This window comes from Pseudomonas sp. SWRI99 (assembly GCF_014270125.1).
GTDB lineage: Bacteria > Pseudomonadota > Gammaproteobacteria > Pseudomonadales > Pseudomonadaceae > Aquipseudomonas > Aquipseudomonas hamedanensis.
This window is the reverse complement of record NZ_JABWQR010000037.1, coordinates 25,795-49,727: the sequence shown is the minus strand read 5'-3', so window position 1 is coordinate 49,727 and position 23,933 is coordinate 25,795. Positions and strand designations below refer to the sequence as shown.

At 60.8% G+C, this 23,933-nt stretch carries 20 protein-coding genes; 5 read left to right on the top strand and 15 right to left on the bottom strand.

What is annotated here, in order from left to right; all coding sequences use genetic code 11:
* Nucleotides 1-76 precede the first annotated feature (76 nt).
* The 11 genes from HU743_RS24370 to HU743_RS24320 all read right to left on the bottom strand — a co-directional run bounded on the left by HU743_RS24370 (nt 77) and on the right by HU743_RS24320 (nt 12,845).
* Entirely contained in the window at nt 77-769 is a 693-nt protein-coding gene (locus HU743_RS24370) for an anti-sigma factor (protein ID WP_186651706.1), read from the bottom strand.
* A complete protein-coding gene (locus HU743_RS24365; RefSeq protein WP_186651704.1) occupies nt 766-1,293 on the bottom strand; it encodes a sigma-70 family RNA polymerase sigma factor in 528 nt (175 codons plus the stop codon). The genes HU743_RS24370 and HU743_RS24365 overlap by 4 nt, the downstream gene beginning before the upstream one ends.
* Nucleotides 1,294-1,451: 158 nt before the next feature.
* A complete protein-coding gene (locus HU743_RS24360) occupies nt 1,452-1,973 on the bottom strand; it encodes a DUF3455 domain-containing protein (protein WP_186651702.1) in 522 nt (173 codons plus the stop codon).
* Between the two features lie 170 nt (nt 1,974-2,143).
* Nucleotides 2,144-3,778 (bottom strand): ABC transporter ATP-binding protein, encoded by a 1,635-nt coding sequence (locus tag HU743_RS24355; RefSeq protein WP_186651700.1) that lies wholly within the window; start codon nt 3,776-3,778, stop codon nt 2,144-2,146.
* 14 nt (nt 3,779-3,792) lie between these two features.
* The gene (locus tag HU743_RS24350; protein ID WP_186651698.1) at nt 3,793-4,815 is read right to left on the bottom strand and encodes an ABC transporter permease; all 1,023 of its coding nucleotides are present in this window, start codon (nt 4,813-4,815) and stop codon (nt 3,793-3,795) included.
* Nucleotides 4,815-5,879, bottom strand: a complete 1,065-nt coding sequence (gene yejB, locus HU743_RS24345) for a microcin C ABC transporter permease YejB (RefSeq protein ID WP_186551784.1) — start codon at nt 5,877-5,879, stop codon at nt 4,815-4,817. Before yejB ends, HU743_RS24350 begins: the two co-directional genes overlap by 1 nt.
* A gap of 1 nt (nt 5,880) precedes the next feature.
* Complete coding sequence (locus HU743_RS24340; RefSeq protein WP_186651696.1) at nt 5,881-7,746, bottom strand: extracellular solute-binding protein; 1,866 nt, start codon at nt 7,744-7,746, stop codon at nt 5,881-5,883.
* A 200-nt stretch (nt 7,747-7,946) separates the two neighbouring features.
* Entirely contained in the window at nt 7,947-10,658 is a 2,712-nt protein-coding gene (locus tag HU743_RS24335; RefSeq protein WP_186651694.1) for a TonB-dependent receptor, read from the bottom strand.
* 208 nt (nt 10,659-10,866) lie between these two features.
* Nucleotides 10,867-11,268 (bottom strand): biopolymer transporter ExbD, encoded by a 402-nt coding sequence (locus HU743_RS24330; protein ID WP_186551787.1) that lies wholly within the window; start codon nt 11,266-11,268, stop codon nt 10,867-10,869.
* The gene (locus HU743_RS24325; RefSeq protein ID WP_122703670.1) at nt 11,268-11,975 is read right to left on the bottom strand and encodes a MotA/TolQ/ExbB proton channel family protein; all 708 of its coding nucleotides are present in this window, start codon (nt 11,973-11,975) and stop codon (nt 11,268-11,270) included. Before HU743_RS24325 ends, HU743_RS24330 begins: the two co-directional genes overlap by 1 nt.
* Before the next feature lie 45 nt (nt 11,976-12,020).
* Nucleotides 12,021-12,845 carry an energy transducer TonB gene (locus HU743_RS24320; RefSeq protein ID WP_186651692.1) on the bottom strand — a complete coding sequence of 275 codons (825 nt, stop codon included), beginning with the start codon at nt 12,843-12,845 and terminating at the stop codon, nt 12,021-12,023.
* A gap of 1,081 nt (nt 12,846-13,926) precedes the next feature.
* Between HU743_RS24320 and HU743_RS24315 the strand changes: the two genes are divergently transcribed.
* On the top strand, nt 13,927-14,556 hold the full coding sequence (locus tag HU743_RS24315; protein ID WP_186634019.1) for a glutathione S-transferase N-terminal domain-containing protein: 630 nt from the start codon (nt 13,927-13,929) through the stop codon (nt 14,554-14,556).
* 125 nt (nt 14,557-14,681) lie between these two features.
* On the opposite strand, the gene HU743_RS24310 is transcribed toward HU743_RS24315, so the two are convergent.
* Complete coding sequence (locus HU743_RS24310; protein ID WP_186551790.1) at nt 14,682-15,122, bottom strand: CBS domain-containing protein; 441 nt, start codon at nt 15,120-15,122, stop codon at nt 14,682-14,684.
* 294 nt (nt 15,123-15,416) lie between these two features.
* Between HU743_RS24310 and HU743_RS24305 the strand changes: the two genes are divergently transcribed.
* Nucleotides 15,417-17,777, top strand: a complete 2,361-nt coding sequence (locus HU743_RS24305) for a DNA polymerase II (protein ID WP_186651690.1) — start codon at nt 15,417-15,419, stop codon at nt 17,775-17,777.
* Nucleotides 17,778-17,790: 13 nt separating this feature from the next.
* Here HU743_RS24305 and HU743_RS24300 read toward each other — a convergent pair whose 3' ends face one another.
* Both HU743_RS24300 and HU743_RS24295 read right to left on the bottom strand, forming a co-directional pair.
* Nucleotides 17,791-18,612: an aldo/keto reductase gene (locus HU743_RS24300; protein WP_186651688.1), complete on the bottom strand. Its 822-nt coding sequence runs from the start codon at nt 18,610-18,612 to the stop codon at nt 17,791-17,793.
* A gap of 279 nt (nt 18,613-18,891) precedes the next feature.
* Nucleotides 18,892-20,040 carry an aldose epimerase family protein gene (locus HU743_RS24295; protein WP_186651686.1) on the bottom strand — a complete coding sequence of 383 codons (1,149 nt, stop codon included), beginning with the start codon at nt 20,038-20,040 and terminating at the stop codon, nt 18,892-18,894.
* A 245-nt stretch (nt 20,041-20,285) separates the two neighbouring features.
* Between HU743_RS24295 and HU743_RS24290 the strand changes: the two genes are divergently transcribed.
* The 3 genes from HU743_RS24290 (at nt 20,286) to HU743_RS24280 (ending at nt 23,464) form a co-directional block, all read left to right on the top strand.
* Nucleotides 20,286-21,035, top strand: a complete 750-nt coding sequence (locus tag HU743_RS24290; protein ID WP_186551795.1) for a hypothetical protein — start codon at nt 20,286-20,288, stop codon at nt 21,033-21,035.
* 197 nt (nt 21,036-21,232) lie between these two features.
* Nucleotides 21,233-22,447 (top strand): MFS transporter, encoded by a 1,215-nt coding sequence (locus HU743_RS24285; RefSeq protein ID WP_186651684.1) that lies wholly within the window; start codon nt 21,233-21,235, stop codon nt 22,445-22,447.
* Nucleotides 22,448-22,678: 231 nt separating this feature from the next.
* The gene (locus HU743_RS24280; protein ID WP_186651682.1) at nt 22,679-23,464 is read left to right on the top strand and encodes a sulfite exporter TauE/SafE family protein; all 786 of its coding nucleotides are present in this window, start codon (nt 22,679-22,681) and stop codon (nt 23,462-23,464) included.
* Between the two features lies 1 nt (nt 23,465).
* On the opposite strand, the gene HU743_RS24275 is transcribed toward HU743_RS24280, so the two are convergent.
* Complete coding sequence (locus tag HU743_RS24275; RefSeq protein ID WP_186651680.1) at nt 23,466-23,930, bottom strand: GNAT family N-acetyltransferase; 465 nt, start codon at nt 23,928-23,930, stop codon at nt 23,466-23,468.
* Between the last annotated feature and the right edge of the window lie 3 nt (nt 23,931-23,933).

Sequence of the window (23,933 nt, the reverse complement as noted above, 5' to 3'; positions counted from 1 at the left end):
TTTTTATGAGAACTTCATTGCCATGATGGTGAACATCGACGGCGATGATGGTTGCTGGCAACCGTGTATTAGAGCCTTAGAGGACTTTCACCGCACGCCCGATCGCCTGAATCGGTCCGGTCGGTTTGCCGATTGGCGAGCCATTGGCGCCTTCCAGCGTCAGCTCAAACAATTGATTCGGTTGCAGCGGCGGTAACTTGTCCAGCGGCACCGACAAGGCCTGCCCCGGTTTGACCAGCCCCAATGACACCGGTCCCGACCAGCCGTCAGCCTTGGTCCAGAATTCCAGCGCCTTGTCAGCCGGCACCTCGACCACCCCCAGCGGAATCAACTGGATCTCGCGCGTATTGCTCGCCTGAATCACCCAGCCCGGCGCCTTGTCCTGCGGCGCGACCAACACCACCAGATAACTCGGTTTCGGCGTGGTCTGGGTCAGCAGAATCGTGCCGAGAATCAAAGTTGCGGCCAGACCGGCAGCACTCAAACCGCGCCACAGCGGCAGCAGGTTCCACCACGAAGTCAGCGGTTCTTTAACCGTCAGCCGTTCGAGACTGCGCTCGATGCGCGGCCACAGCTGCGCCGACGGTTGCTGAGGTTCGGCCAGATCGGTCAACTCCAGCAAACGCCGCTCCCACGCGTCGACCGCCGCACGCAGTTCGGGCTCATTGGGCAAGCGGCGTTGCACCTCGACCCGCTGCTCGAACGACAACGTGCCGAGCACATATTCGCCGGCCAGTTCATCCCGTTCCTGCGCTGATTCGCTGGTCATCCCATGCACTCCCGCAAGGCGTTGAGGCTGCGCTTGATCCACGCTTTGACGGTGCCCAGCGGCGTGTCGAGGCGCGCGGAAATCTGCGCGTGGCTGTAACCGTCGACGTAAGCGTGAAGGATGCAAGTGCGTCGTTGCGGTTCCAGTTGCTCCAGACAGCGATGAATGCGCGCCGAATGGGCGTCGAAGGCCTCGTCAGGCGCCGCTGCTTGATGTTCTTCGCGCAGCGGCATTTCCCGAGCCTGATTGCGCAGCTGGTTCAAGGCCAGGTGCCGGGTCACGCTGAACATCCAGCCCCGCGCCGAACCGCGCGCGGGGTCGAACCCGGCGGCGCCGTTCCAGATCTTGATGAAGGCTTCCTGCACGATGTCCTCCGCCAGCGCCGTATCGCGCACCAGCCGCCTGGCGACACCGAGCAGCCGCGCACCTTCCTGCACATACAAATCGCGCAGGGCCGCACGCTCGCCCCGGGCACAGGCTTTGAGGCGGGCTTCGTAATCGAACATGGAATCGGGTAAGGGCATGGCGTGCAATCTAGCTCACATTCTTCAAAACCACACAGTTCCCCTTGTAGGAGTGAGCCTGCTCGCGATGGCGGTGTGTCAGTGAACAATATGTCGGCTGACACACCGCTATCGCGAGCAGGCTCACTCCTACAGGGGATTTGCTGTGTGCCCGACGATCAGCTAGCCGCCCAGAAAATATAATCGGCCTGATATTTCACCACTTCCTGCTTGCCCTTGTTCGCCACCGTGCATTCGCTGGCCGGGGCCACACCGCCCTTGAGCGCGACACGCTGGATGTAACTCACTCCGGTCATCGCGCCTTTGCCCTCGGCGGGATTGGCCTTGACCAACTGGTAGGGCAGGTTGCCGGGCGTCGACGGTGCCACGGCCAATTGCGTGCCGGTGACCTTCGAACCGTCTTTGGCCTGCCAGGTGGCGGGAGGGCCGAAGTAGGTGCCGACCTGCTTGCCGCTGCGATCATTGAGCACCGCTTTGGGGCCGACAAACGTCCACTCGGTCTGGCCGGCGGCATTGGGCTTGTCGCGGCATTCATACGTGATCTCGCCGACCCCGGTGGTTTCCAGCGCAACCTTGTGCCCGTCCGGCACCTTGATCGCGTCGGGATAACTGCTTTGCGCAAAAGTCGTCGAGGTCATGGCGAGCAAACCGGTGAGGCCAATCAACTGGGTGATGTTCATCCGATGTTTCTCCGAAAAAGGCTAGGTCACTGACAACCCGGGAGTGGGCTGTTACAGGGACTACCCGTGGCGGAGGCGATTGGATGCAGGGCCGGGAAAATAAATTCCAGACACCACCGATCCCCCTGTAGGAGTGAGCCTGCTCGCGATAGCGTCGTGTCAGCCAGCATTTATGTCACAGGCATACCGCTATCGCGAGCAGGCTCACTCCTACAAGGGGTTGTGTGTGGCTTGAGGCCCGAGGCGTTGAGCAGTTCCTGGGTGTAGGGGTGTTGTGGCGCAGCGAAAATCTCCCGCGACGAACCCTGCTCAACCACCTTGCCATCCTTGATCACCAGCAAGTCATGCGCCAGCGCATGCACCACCGCCAAGTCATGGCTGATGAACAAATAGGTCAGCCCATGCTTGATCTGCAATTGCCGCAGCAACTCCACCACCTGTTTCTGCACCGTGCGATCCAGCGCCGAAGTCGGTTCGTCGAGCAGGATCAGCGAAGGTTCCAGCACCAGCGCGCGGGCGATGGAAATGCGCTGGCGCTGGCCGCCGGAAAACTCGTGGGGATAACGATGGCGGCTCTGCGGATCGAGACCGACTTCACCGAGCACGCGAATCACCGCCGCCTCACGCTCGGCCTCGCTGCCGATGCCATGGGTCAGCAGGCCTTCGGCGATGATCTGCTGCACCGACATGCGCGGGCTGAGGCTGCCGAACGGGTCCTGAAACACCACTTGAATCTGCCGCCGCAACGGGCGCATCAGACGCTGATTAAACAGGCTCAACTGCTTGTTGCCGAAGCGGATATTGCCCTGCGATTCGACCAGCCGCAGGATCGCCTGACCCAGCGTCGACTTGCCCGAACCGGACTCGCCAACAATGCCCAGCGTCTTGCCGCGTTGCAGGGTGAAACTGACACCGTCCACGGCTTTGATGTAATCCTGTTTGCGGCTGAACAGGTTTTTCGGCAATGGAAACCACACCTTCAAATCATCGACTTCCAGCAGGTTGTGATCGTACTCACTGGGTACCGGCGCGCCGCTCGGTTCAGCCTCGATCAACAAGCGGCTGTAGGGGTGTTGCGGCGCTCGGAACAGCGTCTCGCAATCGGCCTGCTCGACAATCTCGCCCTGACGCATCACGCACACGCGCTGAGCGATTCGCCGCACCAGATTGAGGTCGTGGCTGATCAGCAACAGCGACATCCCAAGGCGTTGCTGCAGCTCGATCAGCAGTTCGAGAATTTTCTGCTGCACCGTCACGTCCAGCGCCGTGGTCGGCTCATCGGCGATCAGCAACTCCGGTTCGTTGGCCAGCGCCATGGCGATCATCACCCGTTGTCGCTGGCCGCCGGAGAGTTGATGGGGATAGGCTTTGAGTCGCTGCAACGGCTGGCGAATACCAACCAGTTCCAGCAGCTCCAAGGTGCGCGCGCGGGCAGCGCGGCCCTTCAGACCCTTGTGGACTTCCAGCACTTCGCTGACTTGTTTTTCCACCGTGTGCAGCGGATTCAGCGAGGTCATCGGCTCCTGGAAAATCATCGCAATGCGGTTGCCACGCAAGCCGCGCATGTGCTGTTCGCTGGCGTGCAGCAAGTCGACCCCGTTGTAGCGGATTGCGCCGCTGCTGCTAACGCTGTTGCCTGGCAGCAGACGCAGGATCGAATGCGCCGTCACCGACTTGCCCGAGCCGGACTCGCCGACCAGCGCCAGGCACTCGCCACGGCGAATGTCGAGGTTCAAACCGTGGACCACTGCCTGCCCGGCGAAGGCCACACGCAGGTCGCGAATTTCGATCAGATTGTCGTTCATCTCAGCTCCGGGGATCAGGATCGGGGATCGAATGCATCGCGGCAGGCCTCACCCATGAAAACCAGCAAGGACAGAATCAGCGCCAGGGAAAAAAACGCTGTCAGTCCCAGCCACGGCGCTTGCAGGTTACGCTTGGCCTGGCCGATCAGCTCGCCCAGCGACGCGGTGCCGGCGGGCATGCCGAAGCCGAGAAAATCCAGCGCGGTCAGCGTGGCGATGGCGCCGGTGAGAATGAACGGCAGGTAGGTGAGGGTAGAGGTCATCGCGTTGGGCAGAATGTGCCGACGCATCAGTTCGCTGTCGCTCAGGCCCAGCGCCCGCGCGGCTTTTACGTACTCCAGATTGCGCCCACGGAGAAACTCGGCGCGCACCACATCGACCAGCGCCAGCCACGAGAACAGCGCCATGATCCCCAACAACCACCAAAAACTCGGCGAGACGAACCCGGACAAAATGATCAGCAGGTACAGCACCGGCAGCCCCGACCAGATTTCCAGTACGCGTTGCCCTATCAAGTCGACCCAGCCACCGTAGTAACCCTGCAACGCCCCGGCAACGACGCCAATCAATGCGCTGATGGCGGTGAGGATCAGCGCAAACAGAATCGAAATCCGTGTGCCGAAAATCACCCGCGCCAACACATCCCGCGCCTGATCATCGGTGCCCAGCCAATTGCTCGATGACGGCGGACTCGGCGCCGGTTCAGTGAGGTCATAGTTGACCGTGTCGTAGCTGAACGGGATCGGCGGAAACAGCATCCAGCCGCCCTGATCCTCGATCAGCTTGTGCACGTAACTGCTGGCGTAGTCAGGCTGAAACGGCAGCTCGCCGCCGAAATCGGTTTCCAGGTAATCGCTGAGGATCGGAAAGTAAAAGGCATCGTGGTAGCGGATCACCAGCGGCTTGTCGTTGGCGATCAGCTCACCGCCCAGGCAGATCAGGCACAGACCGATAAACAGCCGCAACGACCAGCGCCCACGGCGGTTGGCCTTGAATTGCGCCACGCGGCGCTGACCCAGTGGAGACAGTGTGAACATCAGGCAGTCCTCGCCGAGAAATCGATGCGCGGGTCGAGCAGGGTGTAGCAGAGGTCGCCGATCAGCTTGATCAGCAGGCCGAACAGGGTGAACAGAAACAGCGCGCCGAACACCACCGGGTAATCGCGTGACACCGCTGCTTCGTAGCTCATGCGCCCGAGGCCATCGAGATTGAAGACGGTTTCAATCAGCAGGGAGCCGGCGAAAAACACTTCGATCAGCGCTGACGGCACCCCGGCCACTACCAACAGCATCGCGTTGCGGAACACATGGCCGTAAAGCACGCGGCGTTCGGTCAGGCCCTTGGCCCGCGCCGTGATTACGTACTGGCGGCTGATCTCGTTGAGAAAGCTGTTCTTGGTCAGGATCGTCAGCGTGGCAAAACCGCCGATCACCAGCGCTGTGACCGGCAACACCAGGTGCCAGAGGTAGTCGCCGACCTTGCCCAATGTGCTCAATGTGGCGAAATCGTCCGAGACCAGCCCCTGCACCGGAAACCAGTTGACGTAGCTGCCGCCGGCGAACACCACGATCAACAGGATCGCGAAGAGAAACGCTGGCAGGGCGTAGCCGATGATGATCGCCGTGCTGCTCCAGACGTCGAAGGCGCTGCCGTTCCTGATCGCTTTGCGAATGCCCAGCGGGATCGAAATCAGGTAGGTGATCAACGTCGCCCACAAGCCCAGTGACAGCGACACCGGCAGCTTCTGCACGATCAGGTCAGTGACCTTGGCGCCGCGAAAGAAGCTGCTGCCCAGATCCAGCTGCGCGTAGTTTTTCAGCATCAGCCACAGGCGTTCGTGCAGCGGTTTGTCGAAGCCGTAATGGTGTTTTATTTCCTCGATCAGCGCCGGGTCCAGACCACGGCTGCTGCGCCCGGCGCCGCCAGTCGCGGCGACCTCGCCACCGCCGCCCATGCTGTGCCCGCCGAAGCCTTGCAGGCGCGCGATGGCTTGTTCCACCGGCCCGCCGGGCGCGGCTTGTACGATCAGAAAATTCACCACCAGAATGCACAACAGCGTCGGGATGATCAGCAGCAAACGGCGGCTCAGATAACGCAGCATGTCATTGGCCCCCCGCGAGTTGAGTGCTCATCTGCTGAGTCGTCAGCGGCTTGGCCGAGACTTCCCACCACGTGTTGAGGCCTTCGTCATAGGCCGGCTGCACGGCGGGCATGCCGAAGCGGTTCTGATACACCGTCGGCGTGCCTTTGGAGTAGTAGTTGGGAATCATGTAGTAACCCCATTGCAGCACCCGATCGAGCGCACGGGCGTAATGCACCATGGCCTCGCGGCTGTTGGCCTGGACCAGCCCGTCGATCAGTTGATCGACCGCCGGATCGGCCAGCACCATCGCGTTCGAACTGCCGACTTGCGTGGCACTTTGCGAGGCGTACAGGCTGTACAACTCGCGGCCCGGGGAAACGATCGGATCGCCACTGCGCGGGAAAGCGCAGACGATCATGTCGTAGTCGCGAGCGTTGAGGCGGTTGATGTACTGCGCCGAGTCAATGCGACGCAAATTGAGCGTGATGCCGATCTGCGCGAGGGTGCGTTTGAACGGCAGCAGCATGCGATCGAAGCCACCCTGGCCGTCGAGAAAAGTGAACTCCAGCGGCTCGCCGGCGGCGTTGACCAAGTGATTGTTTTTCGCCGTCCAGCCAGCCTCGGCGAGCAGCTTCAGCGCTTGCAGTTGCTTGTCGCGGATGTAGCCGCTGCCATCGGTTTTCGGCGCCTCATACACCGTGGTGAACACTTCGTCGGGCACCTTGCCGCGCAGCGGTTCGAGGATCTTCAGTTCTTCGGCGTCGGGCAGGGCGCTGGCGGCCATTTCGCTCTTGGGCCAAAAGCTGTTCTGGCGCACGTAAAAGCCGCGCATCATCTGCTTGTTGGTCCACTCGAAATCCCACAGCAGGCTGATCGCCTGGCGCACCCGGCGATCCTGGAAGATCGGGTTCTGCAGGTTGAATACAAAGCCTTGGGCAGCGGTAGGTTTTTCCGGTGCCAGAATGGCTTTTTGCAGGCGCCCGTCGCGCAGGGCCGGGCTGTCGTAGCCAACGACGTAACCCGAGGACGAAAACTCACGGTTGTAATCGAACGCACCAGCCTGCAACAACTGACGGGCGACGTCGGTGTCGCCGTAGAAATTCACCGTCAGGCTGTCGAAGTTGTACAGGCCGCGACTGACCGGCAAGTCCTTGCCCCACCAGTCCGGGTCACGCTGAAAACTGATGCTGCGCCCGGCGTCGACCTTGCTCACCCGATACGGGCCGCTGCCCAGCGGTGGCTCGAAACCGCCGCCATCGGCGAAGTCGCGGGTTTTCCACCAGTGCTCGGGCAACACACGCATCGTCGCCAGATCCAGCGCCAGGGTGCGATTGAGGTTGTTCTTGAAGGTGAAGCGCACCTGGCGCGGACCTTCGATCAAGACGTCTTGCACGTCGGCGTATTGCTGGCGATAACTCAAGCTGCCCTTGGTCATCAGCAGGTTGAAGGTGTAACGCACGTCTTCGGCGGTGATCGGCGTGCCGTCGGCGAAGCGTGCCTTGGGGTTAAGGGTGAAACGCACCCACAAACCTTCGGGGTCGCGCTCGATCTGCTGCGCGACCAGCGCGTAAACCGTATAGGGCTCATCGAGCGAACGGAACGCCAGTGGCGCGTACACCCAGTCATTGACCTGCACCACGGAAATGCCTTGATCGGCATACGGGGTGATGTAGTTGTACTGGCCGATTTCCATCGAAGCACGGCTGAGCGAACCGCCTTTGGGGGCGTCGGGATTGACGAAATCGAAATGCTTGAAGCCGGCCGGATACTTCGGCGCCTCGCCGTAGACCGTCAGCGCATGACTGCCGGCGGCCAGCGCTGGGGTGCCGGCGCAGAGCAGCGCACTGCCGAGTAGCAAGCCAGCCATGTTGCGCATGAATCTCATGAAGTTTTTCCTCTAAGCCCGAAAACTCACTAGCAACGCTGAAAACTGTGGCGAGGGAGCTTGCTCCCGCTGGGCTGCGAAGCGGCCCCCAAAATCAGCTTGACCATGCAGATTCCTTGTGAGTGCTGCGCACTCAAGCGGGAGCTAGCTCCCTCGCCACAAAGGTTTGCATTCATCCGGTGTTGCGGTGTTTTGTGCCGTTAGAAGTGATACGTCATGCGCGCAAACAAGGTCCGGCCCAGCGGGTCGGTGTAGCGCGGGTCATAACCGCTCTGGAAGTTGTAGGCCTGGTTGGAAAACGGCGGGTTGCGGTCGAACACGTTTTTCATCCCGGCATCGACATCCAGCACCTTGTTGAAGGTGTAGCCGGCCGACAGGTCCCACACCGAATACGACGCCACGCGCGCATGAGTTTCGCGGTCGTAGTCGTTGTAACCGGTGGTGAAACGGTTGGTCAGCGCTGCCCGCGCCGCGCCAAAGCTCCAGCTGCCGGTGAGGTTGTGCTTCCAGCGCGCGATCACGCCGTCACCCTGGAAATCGCCAACCTTGTCAGTGAACGGTCCCTTGATGGTGCTCTGGAAGTCGTACTCGTCAACATAGGTGCCTTGCAGGCCCAGGCCGAACTGACCGTACGGCGTGTTCGGGAAGCGATAGTCGAGCGACACGTCGACACCGTTGGTTTCGACGATGCCGAGGTTGGCGTTGCCGGTGACGATGTAGTTGAGCGTGCCGTCGGCGTTGCGCACGAAGCGATCCTGATAAGAGCCGGCCTGATCGAACACGGTGGATTCCGGGAACGGCTGAATCTGGTTGGAGATGTGAATCCACCAGAAGTCCAGACCTACCGAGAGGTTGCTGATCGGTTGATAGACGAAGCCCAGGGTCACGTTGCGCGCTTTCTCCGGGGCCAGATCCTCGTTGCCGCCAATCTGGTTGAGGAACTGCTGACCGCAATCGCGACCACCGTTGCCGCCCGGTTGCACCACGCCGCCGGTACACAGCACCGGATCGTTGTAGTAGCCCTGGGTGTAAGTGATGCTGCGCGGCGAATACAGCTCGTACAGCGATGGCGCACGGAAGCCTTCGCTGTAGGCGCCGCGCACCACCAGCTCTTTGAGCGGCTGATAACGGAACGAGTATTTCGGGTTGGTGGTGCTGCCGAAGTCGCTGTATTTGTCGTGGCGCACGGCGGCGGACAACTCGAGGCTGTCGAGCACCGGCACGTTGATTTCGGCATAGGCGGCTTTGACGCTACGGTCGCCTTCGACGCTGCCCGCCGGGTCGATGCCCAGGCTCTGGATGTCGCCGGCAAACGCCTCGAAGTCCTGATGGAATTTCTCTTTGCGGTACTCGCCGCCCAAGGCCAGACCGGCCGGGCCTGCGCCGAACCAGTCACCGATTTCACGGCTGACCCGGCCATCGAAACCGGCGACGCGGCCCACGGCGGTGGTATAGGCGCCGTGGTACGCAGCGGCGTCGATGTACTGCTGACCCGCGGCAGTTTGTGGGCCGAACGGGTTGAGCAAACCACTGGCCAGACCGTCGATCATCGCTTGATCGCTGACATAACCGCTGGTGACGCTGGAGACGATTTTATTCTGGTTATACGAGGCGCCGAGGTTGTAATCCCAGCCGCCGACCAGACCGTCGAAGCTCAACAGAAAACGCTGGCTGGTGTTCTGGTCTTTGGATTCGCGCGGACCTGCGGCAGTCTCGCGCCAGTTGACGTCGACTGGTTGCGTTGGGTCGAGGGCGAAATCGGTTGGCGCCGGGGTGATGCCGTTGCCGGGGTAGTAGGGCGATGAGGAATCCAGGCTCAGACCGGTCAGTGGCGCCGGGCCGACGGCGGTGGCGTTGTTGTTGCGCGACCAGAAATATTCGAGGTTGACGTTGTGGTCGTCGCCCAGCTTGCCGGTGGTCTTGCCGAAGAACGAGGTCTTCTCGGTCTGCGGCACCAGGTCGATGTATTCACGGGTGCTGAAGCGGCACAAACCGTCGCGGCCGATCAGGTTGGGACCGTTGCAATTGCTGTTGGCCAACGGGTTGGTGGCGTTGCCGTTCTGGCTGTAGTTGCCGGGGAACGCGGTGCCGGAGGTCTGATCGAGACCACGACCGGGCGAGTAGTCATTGGCGAACGAGCGGTCGTTGGCGTCGAGGTTCTGCTGCTTGTTGTAGTTGAACACGCCGAGGACGTTGAAGCGGTCTTCTTCCAGATCGCCGTAGCCCCAACTCGCGCTCATGTCCTTGGTCGCACCGCCGCCGCTGTGGGTCGGGGTTTCGCCGCCGAGGGTCAACGCGCCATCGGTCAGGGATTTTTTGGTGATGAAGTTGATCACGCCGCCGATGGCGTCGGTGCCGTACAGGGCCGAGGCGCCGTCGCGCAGCACTTCGACACGCTCGATGGCGGCAAACGGGATCATGTTCAGATCCACCGCGCCGCCCGCCGAGTTGGTGCCCGACAAAGCGTTGTTGGCCAGGCGCCGACCGTTGAGCAGCACCAGCGTCTTGTTCGCGCCGATGCCGCGCATGTCGGCAAACGACGCACCGCCCGTGGCCGCACCGACCGAGCCGGCGCTGTTATTGATCGACTGGCTGCCGGTGATGCGCTGGACCAGCTCGGCGGTGGTGGTCACGCCCTGTTTGCGTAGCTCGTCGGCCTTGAGAATGGTGATCGGCACCGCCGTTTCCGCATCGACCCGGCGAATCGCCGAACCGGTCACTTCGACCCGTTGCAGTTGCGTGGTCGGCGCCGCCACGACAGCGGCTGCCGGCACGCTGCTGTTGTCGTCCTCGGCCGCTTGCACGGTCCCGGCGCCCATCCCCATGGCCACCAGATACAGCGGAACAAAACGGTGGCGAGACATCGTTGCCACCAAAGGTTTGAGCGTGAAGCGTGGAGTGTTCATCAGCATGGTTATTTCCGATTATCAGACGTTATCGAATTGGCCTTGTGAGCCGCTCATTGCTCCGCTTCCGGTGATACCGCGTGCGGAAAACCACTTTCTTCAAGCAAGCCGATCCCCTCCGAAGACGCGTGGCGTTTTTTCGGTCGGCCGGGTGCGACGGGATTCTTTTCAGCGGTGCCGGGTGGCTGCTTTCAACAGCCGCCCGGCACCGCACTCAGTGGGTGGTCATCACCGAAATCTTGCTGATGCCCGAGCGTTCGATGGACGCCATGGCCTTGGCCACCTGGCCGTAATTGACGGCGGCGTCGGCCTGCAACTGCACGCGCACCTCGGCGTCTTTGGCCTTGACCTCCCTGAGGCTGGCCTCGAGGGATTCCGGTGCCAGTTCGGTCTTGGCCAGATAGAACTTGCCGTCCTGATCAACGCTGACCACCACCGGGTCTTTCTTCTCGGCGGGTGCGACGGCATCAGTTTTTGGCAGATTGACCTTGATCGCGTTGGTCATCAGCGGCGCGGTGACGATGAACACCACCAGCAGCACGAGCATCACATCGACCAGCGGCGTGACGTTCATTTCGCTGAGCACTTCATCGCTGTCTTGAGTGGAGAACGACATCAGCTGGCCTCCCGCACGGCGTTGGTGCTTTTGCTGGCGATGGCCTGGCGGCTGATGGAAAACGCACTGCGCGAGGCGAGGGCGTCGAAGTCGTGGGCGAAGTCATCCATGTCGGCCGAGGCGAGTTTCAGCCGGCGCAGGAAGAAGTTGTAAATCAGCACCGCCGGCACCGCGACGGCAATGCCCACGCCTGTAGCGATCAGCGCGTGGCCGATGGGGCCGGCGACTGCTTCAAGGCTGGCCGAGCCGGTTTCGCCGATGCTTTGCAGGGCTTCCATGATTCCCCACACGGTGCCGAACAGACCAATGAACGGCGCGGTGCTGCCGATACTGGCGAGGATCGCCTGGCCGTTTTCCAGCGAACGGCGCTCCTTCTGGATCTGCTGGCGCAGGTTGCGTTCCAGCCTGTCGGAGCGGTTGATGGTGTGTGCCAGTTGCTGGGTGGTGCGCGGCGAATCTTCGACCAGCAAGGCTTCGAACCCGCTGCTGGCGATGCGCGCCAGCGAGCCGGGATACTGGCTGGCGTGTTCGGCGGCGGTGAGCAGGTCGGGGGCACTCCAGAAGGCTTTGGTGAACTGCTTGTTCTGCGCTTTCTGGCGCAGGTACTGGGCCGACTTGACCAGCAGAATCGCCCAACTGACCACAGAAAACAGCACCAGGCCCCAGAGCACACCGGGGACAATCATCGAAGACAGTGAATCGTTCATGGCTACACCTCGCTTGCTTTAATCAGTAATGAGTCGGTTGCGCCGTCATTGCGGCAATTTGAAATCGATGGTCTGGGTGGCGAAGCCGTCGATCGGCGTGTCGCCGCGCTTGGCCGGAATGAACTTCCAGTTCTTCACCGCCGCGACGGCCGCCTCATCCAGTTGCGGCTTGCCGCTGGACTTGGTCACCGTCACCGCACCGGCACGCCCGTTGGCCAGCACTTGAATGCGCAGCACCACGCTGCCTTCCCAGTTACGTCGCAGCGCCAGCGACGGGTATTCCGGCGGCGGGTTGCCGAGGCTGGCGAGGCCGGAAATCGCTGCCGATTCCTTGACCGGACCGGGCGCAGCAGCCGGCGCCGGCGGTGCACTCGGTGTGCTCGGCGCAGCAGGGGCGGCCGGTTGTGCCGGGGCGGGTGGCGCTTTCGGCGGCTCGACTTTTTTCACTGGTTTTGGCTTCTCGACCGGTTTCGGTTTCTCGATCGGCTTGGGTTTTTCCACCGGTTTAGGTGGCGGCTTGACCGCGTCCTCGTCCTCCACCGGCTGCTCGGGTTCCGGCGGCGGTGGAGGCGGGGGCGGCGGTGGTGGTTCCGGTGTCGGCGGTGCCGGAGGCGTCGGGCTGGTCAGCTCGACGGTCATTTCCGGAATCTCGGGCGGCGTAGGCAGCGGCTCCGGCCGCGCCTGATGAAAGAACCACCACGCGCCGCCGTGTATCAGCGCCGACACGGCAATCAGCAGCACCATCTGTGGTTTGTTCAACCCGCCGGGTCGTGAAGTGTTGGCTGTAAACGCCGGCCTGCCCGTTGGCGGCGGGATCGGCGCTTCCCGCAACGGTCCCGGCAGGGTTTTGTGCTTTACCGCATCGTTCATTAAAGCTCCCTCGGGTCAGATGAAGGGCAATAAAGTGCCGTCCGAACATATGGCGAATGTTCGAGTGTTTGGGTGCAACTTTCTTCAAGGTGTGCGCGAGCCGATAGTTTGACTATCTGTTTATGCAGGCTCGGACAAACTTACTGGCTCAGCGCCAGCTATTCTGATTGTTCATTACCCTTTCCCTGGCTGTTGTTAGAGACGTTCTGTATGTCTCTCGCCTGTTACACTTTGCAACGGATGTGCCAAAACTTGCAGAGCTGCGTAAGGCTAATTATCTTCGGGTTACCGATGTCGCATTTATATAAGTTCCCCGCTGAGTATGGCTTGCCTGTAGCGCACACGGGGCCTTCAGTCCTCGCAAGAGGGCTTTTTCGAGTGCGAGACAGGGTGAGCGCTGTATCGCGCAAATCAGCGGGATAGAGCGCCTGCTCTGCGATCAGGCTTAGCGCGCGATGGTGCGCGGCGGATCGATTTGGTGCGGGTCAATGTATTAGTGGCTCACAGGGCATGTTCCTTGTTTTTGTTTGAGTGAGTTGAATGCCAACAGCGAACTGCGTCACAGTGGCGGGTTCATTTTTGGTGCAACTTTTAAACTTCGAAACTTATTGTTCGACAATCCGCTTTCAGGTTGTTAATGCAAAGTCATATTTAAAAACTAAATAGCACGCTGCGCTCGGCGAATATTGATCGCCAAGCACATTCGGTGTGCGTATGGGTTCAGGTAATAAAGGAGAAGTGCGCCAGTCCGATGATGTTCAGATGAACTCGAGCCTGGTGATGAATATGAGTGGTGTCGATTGGGCGGCGCAGCGTTTGAAGATTCACGCGGTGAACTCCTTGTTGCCAGCTCGGATACACGAACTTTTGGCTCGGTATCGCACCTTACAAGAACGCGGATAGCGTTCGATGAATGCTCTTGGTGCGGGATGGGCACCGCCAGCGCTGTTTTGCGAGGATTGAATTCGCAAGTCGGCAGTGCATGGGAAAAACGTGCCAAACGCGATACATCGGCAGAATTTTCTACATCAGGCCGGCCAGCCATCTACCCTGTTGCCATGGCCTTTTAGGGGGAACGGACATGTACCAGCTCTACGGGCATAAAAATTCCGGCGCAGCTGCCATCGAGGCAGCCTTGGAGTTGTGCCAGATTGCCTATCGTTTCATCGACACCGAAGCCAGCGCGGAGGCCGCCGAGGCGCTGGGCAAACTCAATCCGCTGAAACAGATCCCGACTTTGCAACTGCCCGACGGCAGTGCCCTGACCGAGAGCGCGGCGATCCTGATTCATCTGGGCCTGACGTTTCCCAAGTCCGGTCTGCTGCCGGCCAAGGCGCCTGATCGCGATCAGGCGATTCGCGGCCTCGCGTATATCGTCAGCAATTGCTACGCGGCCATCGGCATCATCGACTACCCCGAGCGTTGGCTGATGACGGCGGACGAGAGCGCACGGCAGAACTTGATCGCCGGCACGCGTCAGCGTCTGCACTTCAGTTGGGAGGTGTTTGCCGACCAGTTTTCCGGCGAGCTGTACCTGGACGATGAAACGCCGGGCGCGCTGGATGTGCTGGCGGCAGTGGTGAGCCGTTGGGCTGGCAGTCGTGAACACTTGCGCCAGACCCGGCCGGGGTTTTATGCGTGGTTGCAGAGGATTGACCGCCACCCGGTGCTGGCGCCGGTGTTTGAGCGGCATTGGCCGTCTCAAGGCTGACAAAGCACCCCCTGTAGGAGTGAGCCTGCTCGCGATAGCGGTCTGTCAGCCAACTGTATTTCTAGCTGACAGACCGCTATCGCGAGCAGGCTCACTCCTACAAGGGGGCTGTGGTGTCTGGTCGATTATTCCCCGCGAATGTACTGCTCCAGCTGTTTGATCAGCTCGGCCTGTTCGGCAATGGCTTCCTTGACCAGGTCGCCGATCGACAGCAAGCCGATCAGTTTGCCGTCCTCAACCACCGGCAAGTGGCGCAGGCGGCGGTCGGACATGATGCCCAGGCAGGTGTCGACGGTTTGTTTGGTGTCCACCGTGATCACATCCTTGACCATGATGTCGCGCACGGGTGTACCGACCGAAGAGCGCCCGTGCAGCACCAGTTTGCGTGCGTAATCGCGCTCGCTGATGATGCCGACCACATTGTCGTCTTCCACCACCAGCAGGGCGCCGACGTTTTTCTCGGCCATTTTCATCAGCGCTTCGAGCACCATGTGATCGGGTTTGATCTGGTGCACTTCCTGATTTTTCTGGTCTTTGAGCTTGAGCAGTTGGGCGACGGTCTTCATGGCGGTTACTCAGGTGTTGTCGTTGTTAATCAAGCATCGTAGACCCTGCGCGGCAGGGCAAGGCCGCAAAGCGGCAGATAACACGCAAAAAACGCCATTTTCGCTAAATATCCCTGTGGCGAGGGAGCTTGCTCCCGCTGATTTCGGGCTCGTCAGTCTGGCGCGCTGCGTGGGCCGTTTTTTACGACTGCTTCGCAGCCGGGCGGGAGCAAGCTCCCTCGCCACAGTGGATGAGGGCATAACCGGTAATGCCGCGTAGAATGCCGGTCTGATTCAGTTCCCGAGGTTGCAGTGGTGGATTTACCGCAGGGCTTCGTCCTGACCCGGCACTGGCGTGATACGCCGGCCGGCACCGAAGTCGAATTCTGGCTGGCGACCGACGCCGGGCCGCGCCGTGTGCGCTTGCCGCACCAGCCTTCGGTGGCGTTCATCCCCGCCGAACAGCGTGAAGCGGTCGAACGTCTGCTGCACGACGAAAAGAACGTCGAACTGCGGCCGTTGGCTTTGCTGGATTTCGAGCATCGTCCGGTGCTCGGTCTGTATTGCCAGCAGCACGGTCAGTTGATGCGCCTGGAAACCGCGCTGAACCGCGTCGGGGTCGATGTCTTCGAGGCCGATGTGCGCCCGCCGGAGCGCTATCTGATGGAGCGCTTCATTACCGCACCCGTGCGGTTCAGCGGTACGCCGGACGCCGACGGCGTGCTGATCAACGCCCACCTCAAGCCCGACCCCGATTATCGACCGAAACTGCGCCTGGTCTCGCTCGATATCGAAACCACCGAGACCGGCGAGCTGTATTCCATCGCACTGGAAGGTTGTGGCGAACGTCAGGTATACATGCTCGGCGCGCCGAACGGCGATGACAGCATTGTTGATTTCGATCTCGAATATTGCGATTCGCGCACTCTTATCCTGAAGAAACTCAACGAGTGGTTTGCCCGCCACGACCCCGACGCGATCATCGGCTGGAACGTTGTGCAGTTTGACTTGCGCATTCTCCACGAACACGCGCGGCGCCTCGGCGTGCCGCTGAAAATCGGTCGCGGCGGTGAAGAAATGCAGTGGCGCGAGCACGGCAGCCGCAATCACTATTTCGCTTCCGCCGCGGGGCGGCTGATCATCGACGGTATCGAGTCGCTGCGTTCGGCGACCTGGAGCTTCCCCTCGTTCAGCCTGGAAAACGTCGCGCAGACGTTGCTTGGCGAGGGCAAGGCCATCGACAACCCGTATCAGCGCATGGACGAGATCAATCGCATGTTCGCCGAGGACAAACCGGCGCTGGCCAAATACAACCTCAAGGACTGCGAACTGGTCACGCGGATCTTCGCCAAGACCGAGCTGCTGACGTTTCTCCTCGAACGTGCCAGTGTCACCGGTCTGCCGGCGGATCGCAGCGGTGGCTCGGTGGCCGCGTTCACGCATTTGTACATGCCGCTGATGCACCGTCAGGGCTTCGTCGCGCCGAACCTCGGCACCCATCCGCCTCAGGCCAGCCCCGGCGGGTTCGTCATGGATTCGCAACCGGGCCTGTATGAATCGGTGCTGGTGCTCGACTACAAGAGCCTTTATCCGTCGATCATCCGTACGTTCCTGATTGATCCGGTGGGGCTGATCGAAGGCTTGCAGCACCCGGACGATGCCGATTCGGTACCGGGCTTTCGTGGTGCACGCTTTTCGCGCACCCGCCATTGCCTGCCGTCGATTGTGTCGCGAGTGGCTGAGGGGCGCGAGACTGCCAAACGTGAGCACAACGCGCCGTTGTCGCAAGCGCTGAAGATCATCATGAACGCCTTCTACGGCGTGCTTGGCTCCAGCGGTTGCCGGTTTTTCGATACGCGCCTGGCCTCATCGATCACTCTTCGCGGCCACGAAATCATGCTGCGCACCCGCCACTTGATCGAAGCGCAGGGCCATGCGGTGATCTATGGCGATACCGACTCCACATTCGTCTGGCTACGTCGCGCCCATGGTCAGGAGGAGGCGGCGCAGATCGGTCATGCGCTGGTCAACCAGGTCAACGAGTGGTGGCGCGAGCATGTGCGCGAAACCTACGGCCTGGAAAGCGCGCTGGAACTGCAGTTCGAGATCCACTACAAACGCTTTTTGATGCCGACCATTCGCGGCGCGGAGGAGGGCAGCAAGAAGCGTTACGCCGGCCTTGTCACCCGCGCCGATGGCCGCGAGGAAATGATCTACAAAGGTCTGGAAACCGTGCGCACCGACTGGTCGCTGCTGGCCCGGCAATTTCAGCAGGAGTTGTACGAGCGGATTTTCCAGCGCAAGCCGTATCAGGATTACGTGCGCGACTATGTGCGCAAGACCCTGGCCGGGGAGTTCGATGATCGATTGATCTACCGCAAGCGCCTGCGCCGCACCCTCGACGATTACGAGCGCAACGTCCCGCCGCACGTGCGCGCAGCGCGGCTGGCCGACGACTACAACGCGCAGCACGGCCGGCCCCGGCAGTACCAGAACGGCGGCTGGATCAGCTACGTCATCACGTTGGCCGGCCCGGAGCCGCTGGAAGCACGCCGCGCCGCCATCGATTACGACCACTACATCACCCGGCAACTGCAACCGGTGGCGGATGCGATTCTGCCGTTTGTCGATGACGACTTTTCAACCCTGATCGGCGGGCAAATGGGCCTGTTTTGAGGCGCGCTTGCCCTCAGACCATCGCCAGGCGCTGCTTGCGTTGCGGCGCTGGAAAAACCTGATCCAGCGCAGCCAGATCGCCAGCCTCCAGTTGCAGTTGCGCCGCTTGCGCATTGAGCTGCACGTGCTCCGGATGGACGGCCTTGGGGATTGCGATCACTCTGTCCTGACGCAGAATCCACGCCAGTGCAACCTGGGCCGGCGTCACCTTGTGGTGCGCTGCGATGTGTTTGAGCACCGGCTCGGCGAGCATTGCACCGCCCTGGCCGATCGGACAGTAGGCCATCAGCGGCATGCGCTGTTGCCGGGACCACGGCAGCAGGTCGAACTCAATGCCGCGCGCTTCCAGGTTGTAGAGCACCTGATTGGTGGCGCAGGCCGGGCTGGAGAGTTCTTCAAGGTCATCGACATCGAAGTTCGACACGCCCCAACGGCCGATCTTGCCGTCCTCGCGCAGGCGTTCGAAGGCTTCAACGGTTTCTTCCAGGGGATACTGGCCGCGCCAGTGCAGCAGATAGAGATCGATGTAATCGGTGTCGAGCCGGCGCAGACTGCGCTCGCAGGCCAGGGGGATGCCTTTGCGGCTGGCGTTGTGCGGGTAGACTTTGCTGACCAGAAACACCTGATCGCGCAGCCCGCTGATGGCTTCGCCGACCACCGTTTCGGCGCCGCCCTCGGCGTACATTTCCGCAGTGTCGATCAGGGTCATGCCCAGTTCGATGCCGCTGCGCAGCGCGCTGACTTCACGCTTGTGCGCCGAGCGATCCTCACCCATGCGCCAGGTGCCCTGGCCAATCACGGGTACCTGCACGCCAGCCAATTCAAGGGTACGCATTCAAACCTCCTTTACGAAAATCTCGTTACCTTTGGTGGGCAGCAGGATAGACCAAGGGTGGGTGAATGTCGGCTTGCTGTGGTGAGGGAGCTTGCTCCTACTGTGGCGAGGGAGCTTGCTCCCGCTGGGGCGCGAAGCGGCCCTGCTTTTCATTGCAACTGGAGAACGCAGTCCAGTGGGAGCAAGCTCCCTTACCACAGGGGCCTGCTGCGCAGTCCAGCGGGAGCAAGCTCCCTCGCCACAAGCAAGCTCCCTTGCCACAAGGTGGGGTGATGCGGGTTATTTTGCGAAGAATTTCAGAATCACGCTGTGGGTGTAGGTCTGCCCCGGATCCAGTCGTGTGCTCGGGAAGCCCGGCTGGTTTGGCGAGTCGGGATAGTGCTGAGTCTCCAGGGTAAACGCGCCCCAGTGCGGATAGACCTTGCCGCCCTTGCCCTTGACCGTACCGTCGAGAAAGTTACTGGTATAGAACTGCACCCCCGGCTCGGTGGTGAACAACTGCAGGGTTCGTCCCGATTGCGGATCGCTGACTTCGGTGGCGACTTTACTGATATCGCCTTTGGTGTCCAGCGCCCAGTTGAAGTCGAAGCCGCCCTGTTTCGGCTCGGCAAATTTCAGCTGCGGATGATCAGCCTTGATGTGCGTACCGATCGCGGTCGCTTTGGTGAAGTCCATCGGCGTGCCCGCGACGGGCGCGAGTTCTCCGGTCGGGATCAGTTTGGCCGTCACCGGTGTGTAATGGCTGGCATTGAGCCTGGCGACTTGTTTGAGAATGTCGCCATTGCCGGCGCCGGCGAGGTTGAAGTAGCTGTGGTTGGTCAGGTTCAGCACCGTGGGCTTATCGGTGCTGGCTTTGTAGTCGATGCGCAGTTCGTTGTTCTCGGTCAGGCGATAGGTCACTTCGGTGCTGAGGTTGCCGGGGAAGCCCATTTCGCCGTCCGCCGACAGATAGGTCAGGGTCACGCCGACCGAATCCTTATCCTTGGTTTCCTTGGCCTTCCAGACCTTTTTGTCGAAACCCTGAGGGCCGCCGTGCAACGCGTTGGACTTGTCATTCTGCGGCACCTGATAGCGCTTGCCGTCGAGTTCGAAGGCGCCGTCGGCGAGGCGATTGCCGAAGCGCCCGATGGTCGCGCCAAAGTACGCCGTGCCTTTCTGGTAGCCCTGCACATCGTCGAAACCAAGCACGACGTCGTCAAACTTGCCGTGCTTGTCGGCGACTTTCAGCGCTTGCAGGGTCGCGCCGTAAGTAATCACGGTGGCTTGCATGCCGTGGCTGTTGCGCAGGATGTATTGCTCGACGGGCGTGCCATCATTGGTTTTACCGAAGGCTTTGTGTTCGGCGGTCAGGCCCGCTGCGTTGGCGGAAAGGGAAGCGATCATCAGTGACAGTCCAAGGCCGGAAAGCAGGTGACGGGATTGAAGCATGGTAGACCTTCCTTTTTGTTGTTGTTTTGAGAATTTGCAATTAGTCAGGCTATTGAATCTATAGCAGAAGATTTATAGCCGATTTACCCACCATCGCAAATATAAAGTCGGACTAATTGGTGTCGAGCAAGACGCCAAAGGTCGGCAAACCGCGCCAGCACTGCACTTTTTCGCAATCGGCGGCTCTATCCATGGCCAGGATGCGGTGACTCCCGCCGCACAGGAACGTACCTGCCCGAGAATTCATGCCGAGTGCTTTTACCCTGATCACTGCTTGTTTGCGCCGAGCGTGCCTGTTGCTGGCCGGTTTGTTTTTGCTGGTGCTGAGCGGCTGTAGCCATCAGAACGGCAACGGCTTCATCAATCAGATGCGTGACGGCAAGCCGCAGGAGTTTCTGCAGACCAGCGTCGATCGCATGGCAACGCTGGCGATGCGCGACAACCTCAACAGCCTCTATCGTCTGATGGGCAAGCTGTACCTGCGCAACCCGCAAGAGCTGCGCAAGTCCGGGTTCCTCAACATTCATGCCGCGGTGAAACAGGTACGCCTGGCCATCGAACAGCAACAGCCACTGCCGGTACTGGGCGGCAGGAAGGATCTGGCCGCGCTGAACTACGCGATGAGTCCGGAGTTTCTCGGTGATCGGGTCGGCGCTTTCATCTATGCCATCGGCAGCATGCTGGTCACCGCCCACGGCAATCGCACCGAGTTCTACATGACGGACGCGATTAATCCGACGTTCGTGCACAACGCTGCGCGCAACATCGAGAAAGCGACGTGGATTCTGTCCCAGCGACAGAACCAGGACGGCCAGCCGCTGCTGTTTTCCAATGAAATCTCAGAGGAGGGCAGCAACCTCAGCTTCGCCACCGAGTTCGGCAAGGTGGTGGCACGCCTGGACTTGCTGACACAAATGCTCGATGAGCGCTATCGGCGCATCGGTCTGAATTACGCGCAGAGTCTGTTGTTTTTGAATTTTCTGCCGGTTCAGTGAGCTTTCACTGGATTGTGAATTTTGCAGAGATCCATTGTAGGAGTGAGCCTGCTCGCGATAGCGGAGGATCTTTTAACTCATCAACATCTGAAAGACCGCTATCGCGAGCAGGCTCACTCCTACAGAGATCGCATCGCGAACTGGATATTTGTATACAATCCTTCGCTCCAATTGATCCAAAAGGAGCTGCCCCCGTCATGACCGACCCCGCAAGCGCCGATTTCAGCCGCGTCGATCACACCGCCCGCACCGACAGATTGCCCTACGCCGCGCTGCTCGCGTTCGCCATGACCGGTTTCATCGCCATCCTCACCGAAACCCTGCCCGCCGGGCTGCTGCCGCAGATTGGCGCCGGGTTGAAGGTCAGCGAAGTGTTCGCCGGGCAACTGGTGACGCTGTACGCGTTGGGTTCGATAGTTGCGGCGATTCCATTGACCGTGGCCACCCGCGCCTGGCCGCGGCGACGGGTGCTGTTGATGACCGTAGGCGGATTTCTGCTGTTCAACACCATCACCACGTTCTCCAGCCATTACGGACTGACACTGGCTTCACGCTTTCTCGCCGGCATGGCGGCGGGGTTGTCCTGGGGAATCATGGCGGGCTATGCGCGCGGGATCGTCCCAGTGCATCAGCAGGGCCGGGCACTGGCGATTGCCATGCTCGGCACCCCGGTCGCCTTGTCGCTCGGCACCCCGGCGGGGACGTGGCTGGGCCAATGGATCGGCTGGCGCGCTTCGTTCGGGATCATGTCGGCGCTGGCGCTGGTGCTGGCGGCGTGGATTGTCATCGCAGTGCCGGATCGTCCGGGACAGGCCAGTGGCGAGCGCTTGCCGTTGCTCGAATCGTTACGCCTGCCCGGTGTGCGTCCGGTGCTGTTCGTGGTGCTGGCGTGGATGCTTGGGCACAACATTCTCTACACCTACATCGCACCGTTTCTGGCCGAAGCCGGGCTGGCCGACCGGGTGGATCTGGTGCTGCTGGTGTTCGGCCTGTGCTCGCTGGTAGGGATCTGGATCATCGGCCTGCTGGTGGATCGCTGGTTGCGCGGGCTGACGCTGATCAGCCTCGCCGTGTTTGCGTTGACCGCGCTGGTCCTTGCACTGGCAGTGCCGTCGCCGTGGCTCATTTACGCTTGCATGGCGGTGTGGGGCTTGTCGTTCGGCGGTTCGGCTACGCTGCTGCTGACCTCGGCGGCGGATTCAGCCGGAGAACATGTCGACGTGGTCCAGGCGATGCTGACCACTTCGTGGAACGTGGCGATTGCCGGCGGCGGGCTGTTTGGCGGTTTGCTGCTGGATCGCGCCGGGGCGATGTCATTTCCGTGGGTGCTGTTGATCCTGTCGCTGATTGCGCTGGCCACGGTGTGGGTCAATCGCACTCACAGCTTCAAACCGGGACGGCGGGTGCATTAACTTTCGAAACCACCCCTTGATCTCTGTAGGAGTGAGCCTGCTCGCGATAGCGGTGTGGCAGTCACATGGCATTTGTCTGATACACCGCTATCGCGAGCAGGCTCACTCCTACAAAGAGAACGGCGGTGATTTTCGATAATGCATAACCATAGACCGCATCGATATATGTAGTTATAAGAAAAATCGCTATGCTGCGGGCCAGATTTTTCCTGTCGTTTTCTGGACGTCTTAATGGATTTGGTCAATTTCGGTCTGGTGGTTGCCGGGCTGGTGGTGGGTTTTATTGTCGGCATGACCGGTGTCGGCGGTGGTTCGTTGATGACGCCGATCCTGCTGTGGTTCGGCATCAACCCGGCGACGGCGGTGGGCACTGACCTGCTGTACGCCGCCATTACCAAATCCAGTGGCGTCCTCGTTCACAGGAAAAACCAGAACATCGATTGGGCCATCACCGGTTGGCTGACCTTGGGCAGCGTGCCCGCGGTGGCGATGACGCTGTGGTTCCTCAGCACGTTGCACACCGCCCCCGAGGCGATGAACGCGATCATCAAGCAGGCCTTGGGCTTTGTCTTGTTCGCCACGGCGCTGGCGATTTTCTTCAAGAAACGCTTGCTCGACTTCGCCCACAAACGTGCCGGTGGCAACTACAACCCGAGCGGTTCGCGGCTCAACGTGATGACCGTAATCACCGGCCTGATCCTCGGCACGATGGTCGCCCTGACCTCGATCGGTGCCGGCGCACTGGGCACGGTTGCGTTGTTCATCCTCTATCCGCTGCTGCCGACCCGTCGTCTGGTCGGCACTGAAATCGCCCACGCGGTGCCACTGACCCTGGTCGCTGGCCTGGGCCATGCGAGCATGGGCAATATGGATTGGGGCGTGTTGGGCTACTTGCTGCTGGGCTCGCTGCCGGGCATCTGGCTCGGCAGCCACCTCACCGGGCGCATCTCCGATGAAGTGCTGCGCCCATGCCTGGCGACGATGCTGGTGTTGATCGGTTACAAGCTGGCGTTTTGAGTCACTTGCCAGTAACGAATTTCATCACCACCACTGGCAGATCTTCGTAAATCAGTTCCTCGACTACTTGCCAACCCAGTCGCGCGTACAGCGACTGCGAAGTGTCGGTGTACAGATACAGTTCAGGTATGCCCAGCTTCTGCGCTTCTTCGACCACTCGCATGACCAGTTGCGAAGCGACCCCGCGCCCACGATCTTCAGCCTTCACATAAACGCCTGCCAGCCATGGTGTCAGGTTCGGCCGTAGCTTCAGATCGCTTTCGATCAGTAGTGCGCCGCCCAGCAAACGCGAATCTTCAAGCGCCACCACCACGCTGGGCACTGAACCTTTGCCACAGGATTCACGCATGTGCTCGACGCGATCCTCGACTGTTTGACCAGGGCGAAACTCTCCCCACTCCTTGAAGTTGAGGGTGGCCAGTTCTTCGATAAATTCGGGGTGATCGCACAGGTAATCAATGTGCATGCG

What these genes read in the sequence shown, in the direction of transcription:
- HU743_RS24370 (WP_186651706.1), bottom strand. Translation starts at nt 769, where the DNA reads ATGACCAGCGAATCAGCGCAGGAACGGGATGAACTGGCCGGCGAATAT.
- HU743_RS24365 (WP_186651704.1), bottom strand. Translation starts at nt 1,293, where the DNA reads ATGCCCTTACCCGATTCCATGTTCGATTACGAAGCCCGCCTCAAAGCC.
- HU743_RS24360 (WP_186651702.1), bottom strand. Translation starts at nt 1,973, where the DNA reads ATGAACATCACCCAGTTGATTGGCCTCACCGGTTTGCTCGCCATGACC.
- HU743_RS24355 (WP_186651700.1), bottom strand. Translation starts at nt 3,778, where the DNA reads ATGAACGACAATCTGATCGAAATTCGCGACCTGCGTGTGGCCTTCGCC.
- HU743_RS24350 (WP_186651698.1), bottom strand. Translation starts at nt 4,815, where the DNA reads ATGTTCACACTGTCTCCACTGGGTCAGCGCCGCGTGGCGCAATTCAAG.
- yejB (WP_186551784.1), bottom strand. Translation starts at nt 5,879, where the DNA reads ATGCTGCGTTATCTGAGCCGCCGTTTGCTGCTGATCATCCCGACGCTG.
- HU743_RS24340 (WP_186651696.1), bottom strand. Translation starts at nt 7,746, where the DNA reads ATGAGATTCATGCGCAACATGGCTGGCTTGCTACTCGGCAGTGCGCTG.
- HU743_RS24335 (WP_186651694.1), bottom strand. Translation starts at nt 10,658, where the DNA reads ATGCTGATGAACACTCCACGCTTCACGCTCAAACCTTTGGTGGCAACG.
- HU743_RS24330 (WP_186551787.1), bottom strand. Translation starts at nt 11,268, where the DNA reads ATGTCGTTCTCCACTCAAGACAGCGATGAAGTGCTCAGCGAAATGAAC.
- HU743_RS24325 (WP_122703670.1), bottom strand. Translation starts at nt 11,975, where the DNA reads ATGAACGATTCACTGTCTTCGATGATTGTCCCCGGTGTGCTCTGGGGC.
- HU743_RS24320 (WP_186651692.1), bottom strand. Translation starts at nt 12,845, where the DNA reads ATGAACGATGCGGTAAAGCACAAAACCCTGCCGGGACCGTTGCGGGAA.
- HU743_RS24315 (WP_186634019.1), top strand. Translation starts at nt 13,927, where the DNA reads ATGTACCAGCTCTACGGGCATAAAAATTCCGGCGCAGCTGCCATCGAG.
- HU743_RS24310 (WP_186551790.1), bottom strand. Translation starts at nt 15,122, where the DNA reads ATGAAGACCGTCGCCCAACTGCTCAAGCTCAAAGACCAGAAAAATCAG.
- HU743_RS24300 (WP_186651688.1), bottom strand. Translation starts at nt 18,612, where the DNA reads ATGCGTACCCTTGAATTGGCTGGCGTGCAGGTACCCGTGATTGGCCAG.
- HU743_RS24295 (WP_186651686.1), bottom strand. Translation starts at nt 20,040, where the DNA reads ATGCTTCAATCCCGTCACCTGCTTTCCGGCCTTGGACTGTCACTGATG.
- HU743_RS24290 (WP_186551795.1), top strand. Translation starts at nt 20,286, where the DNA reads ATGCCGAGTGCTTTTACCCTGATCACTGCTTGTTTGCGCCGAGCGTGC.
- HU743_RS24285 (WP_186651684.1), top strand. Translation starts at nt 21,233, where the DNA reads ATGACCGACCCCGCAAGCGCCGATTTCAGCCGCGTCGATCACACCGCC.
- HU743_RS24280 (WP_186651682.1), top strand. Translation starts at nt 22,679, where the DNA reads ATGGATTTGGTCAATTTCGGTCTGGTGGTTGCCGGGCTGGTGGTGGGT.
- HU743_RS24275 (WP_186651680.1), bottom strand. Translation starts at nt 23,930, where the DNA reads ATGCACATTGATTACCTGTGCGATCACCCCGAATTTATCGAAGAACTG.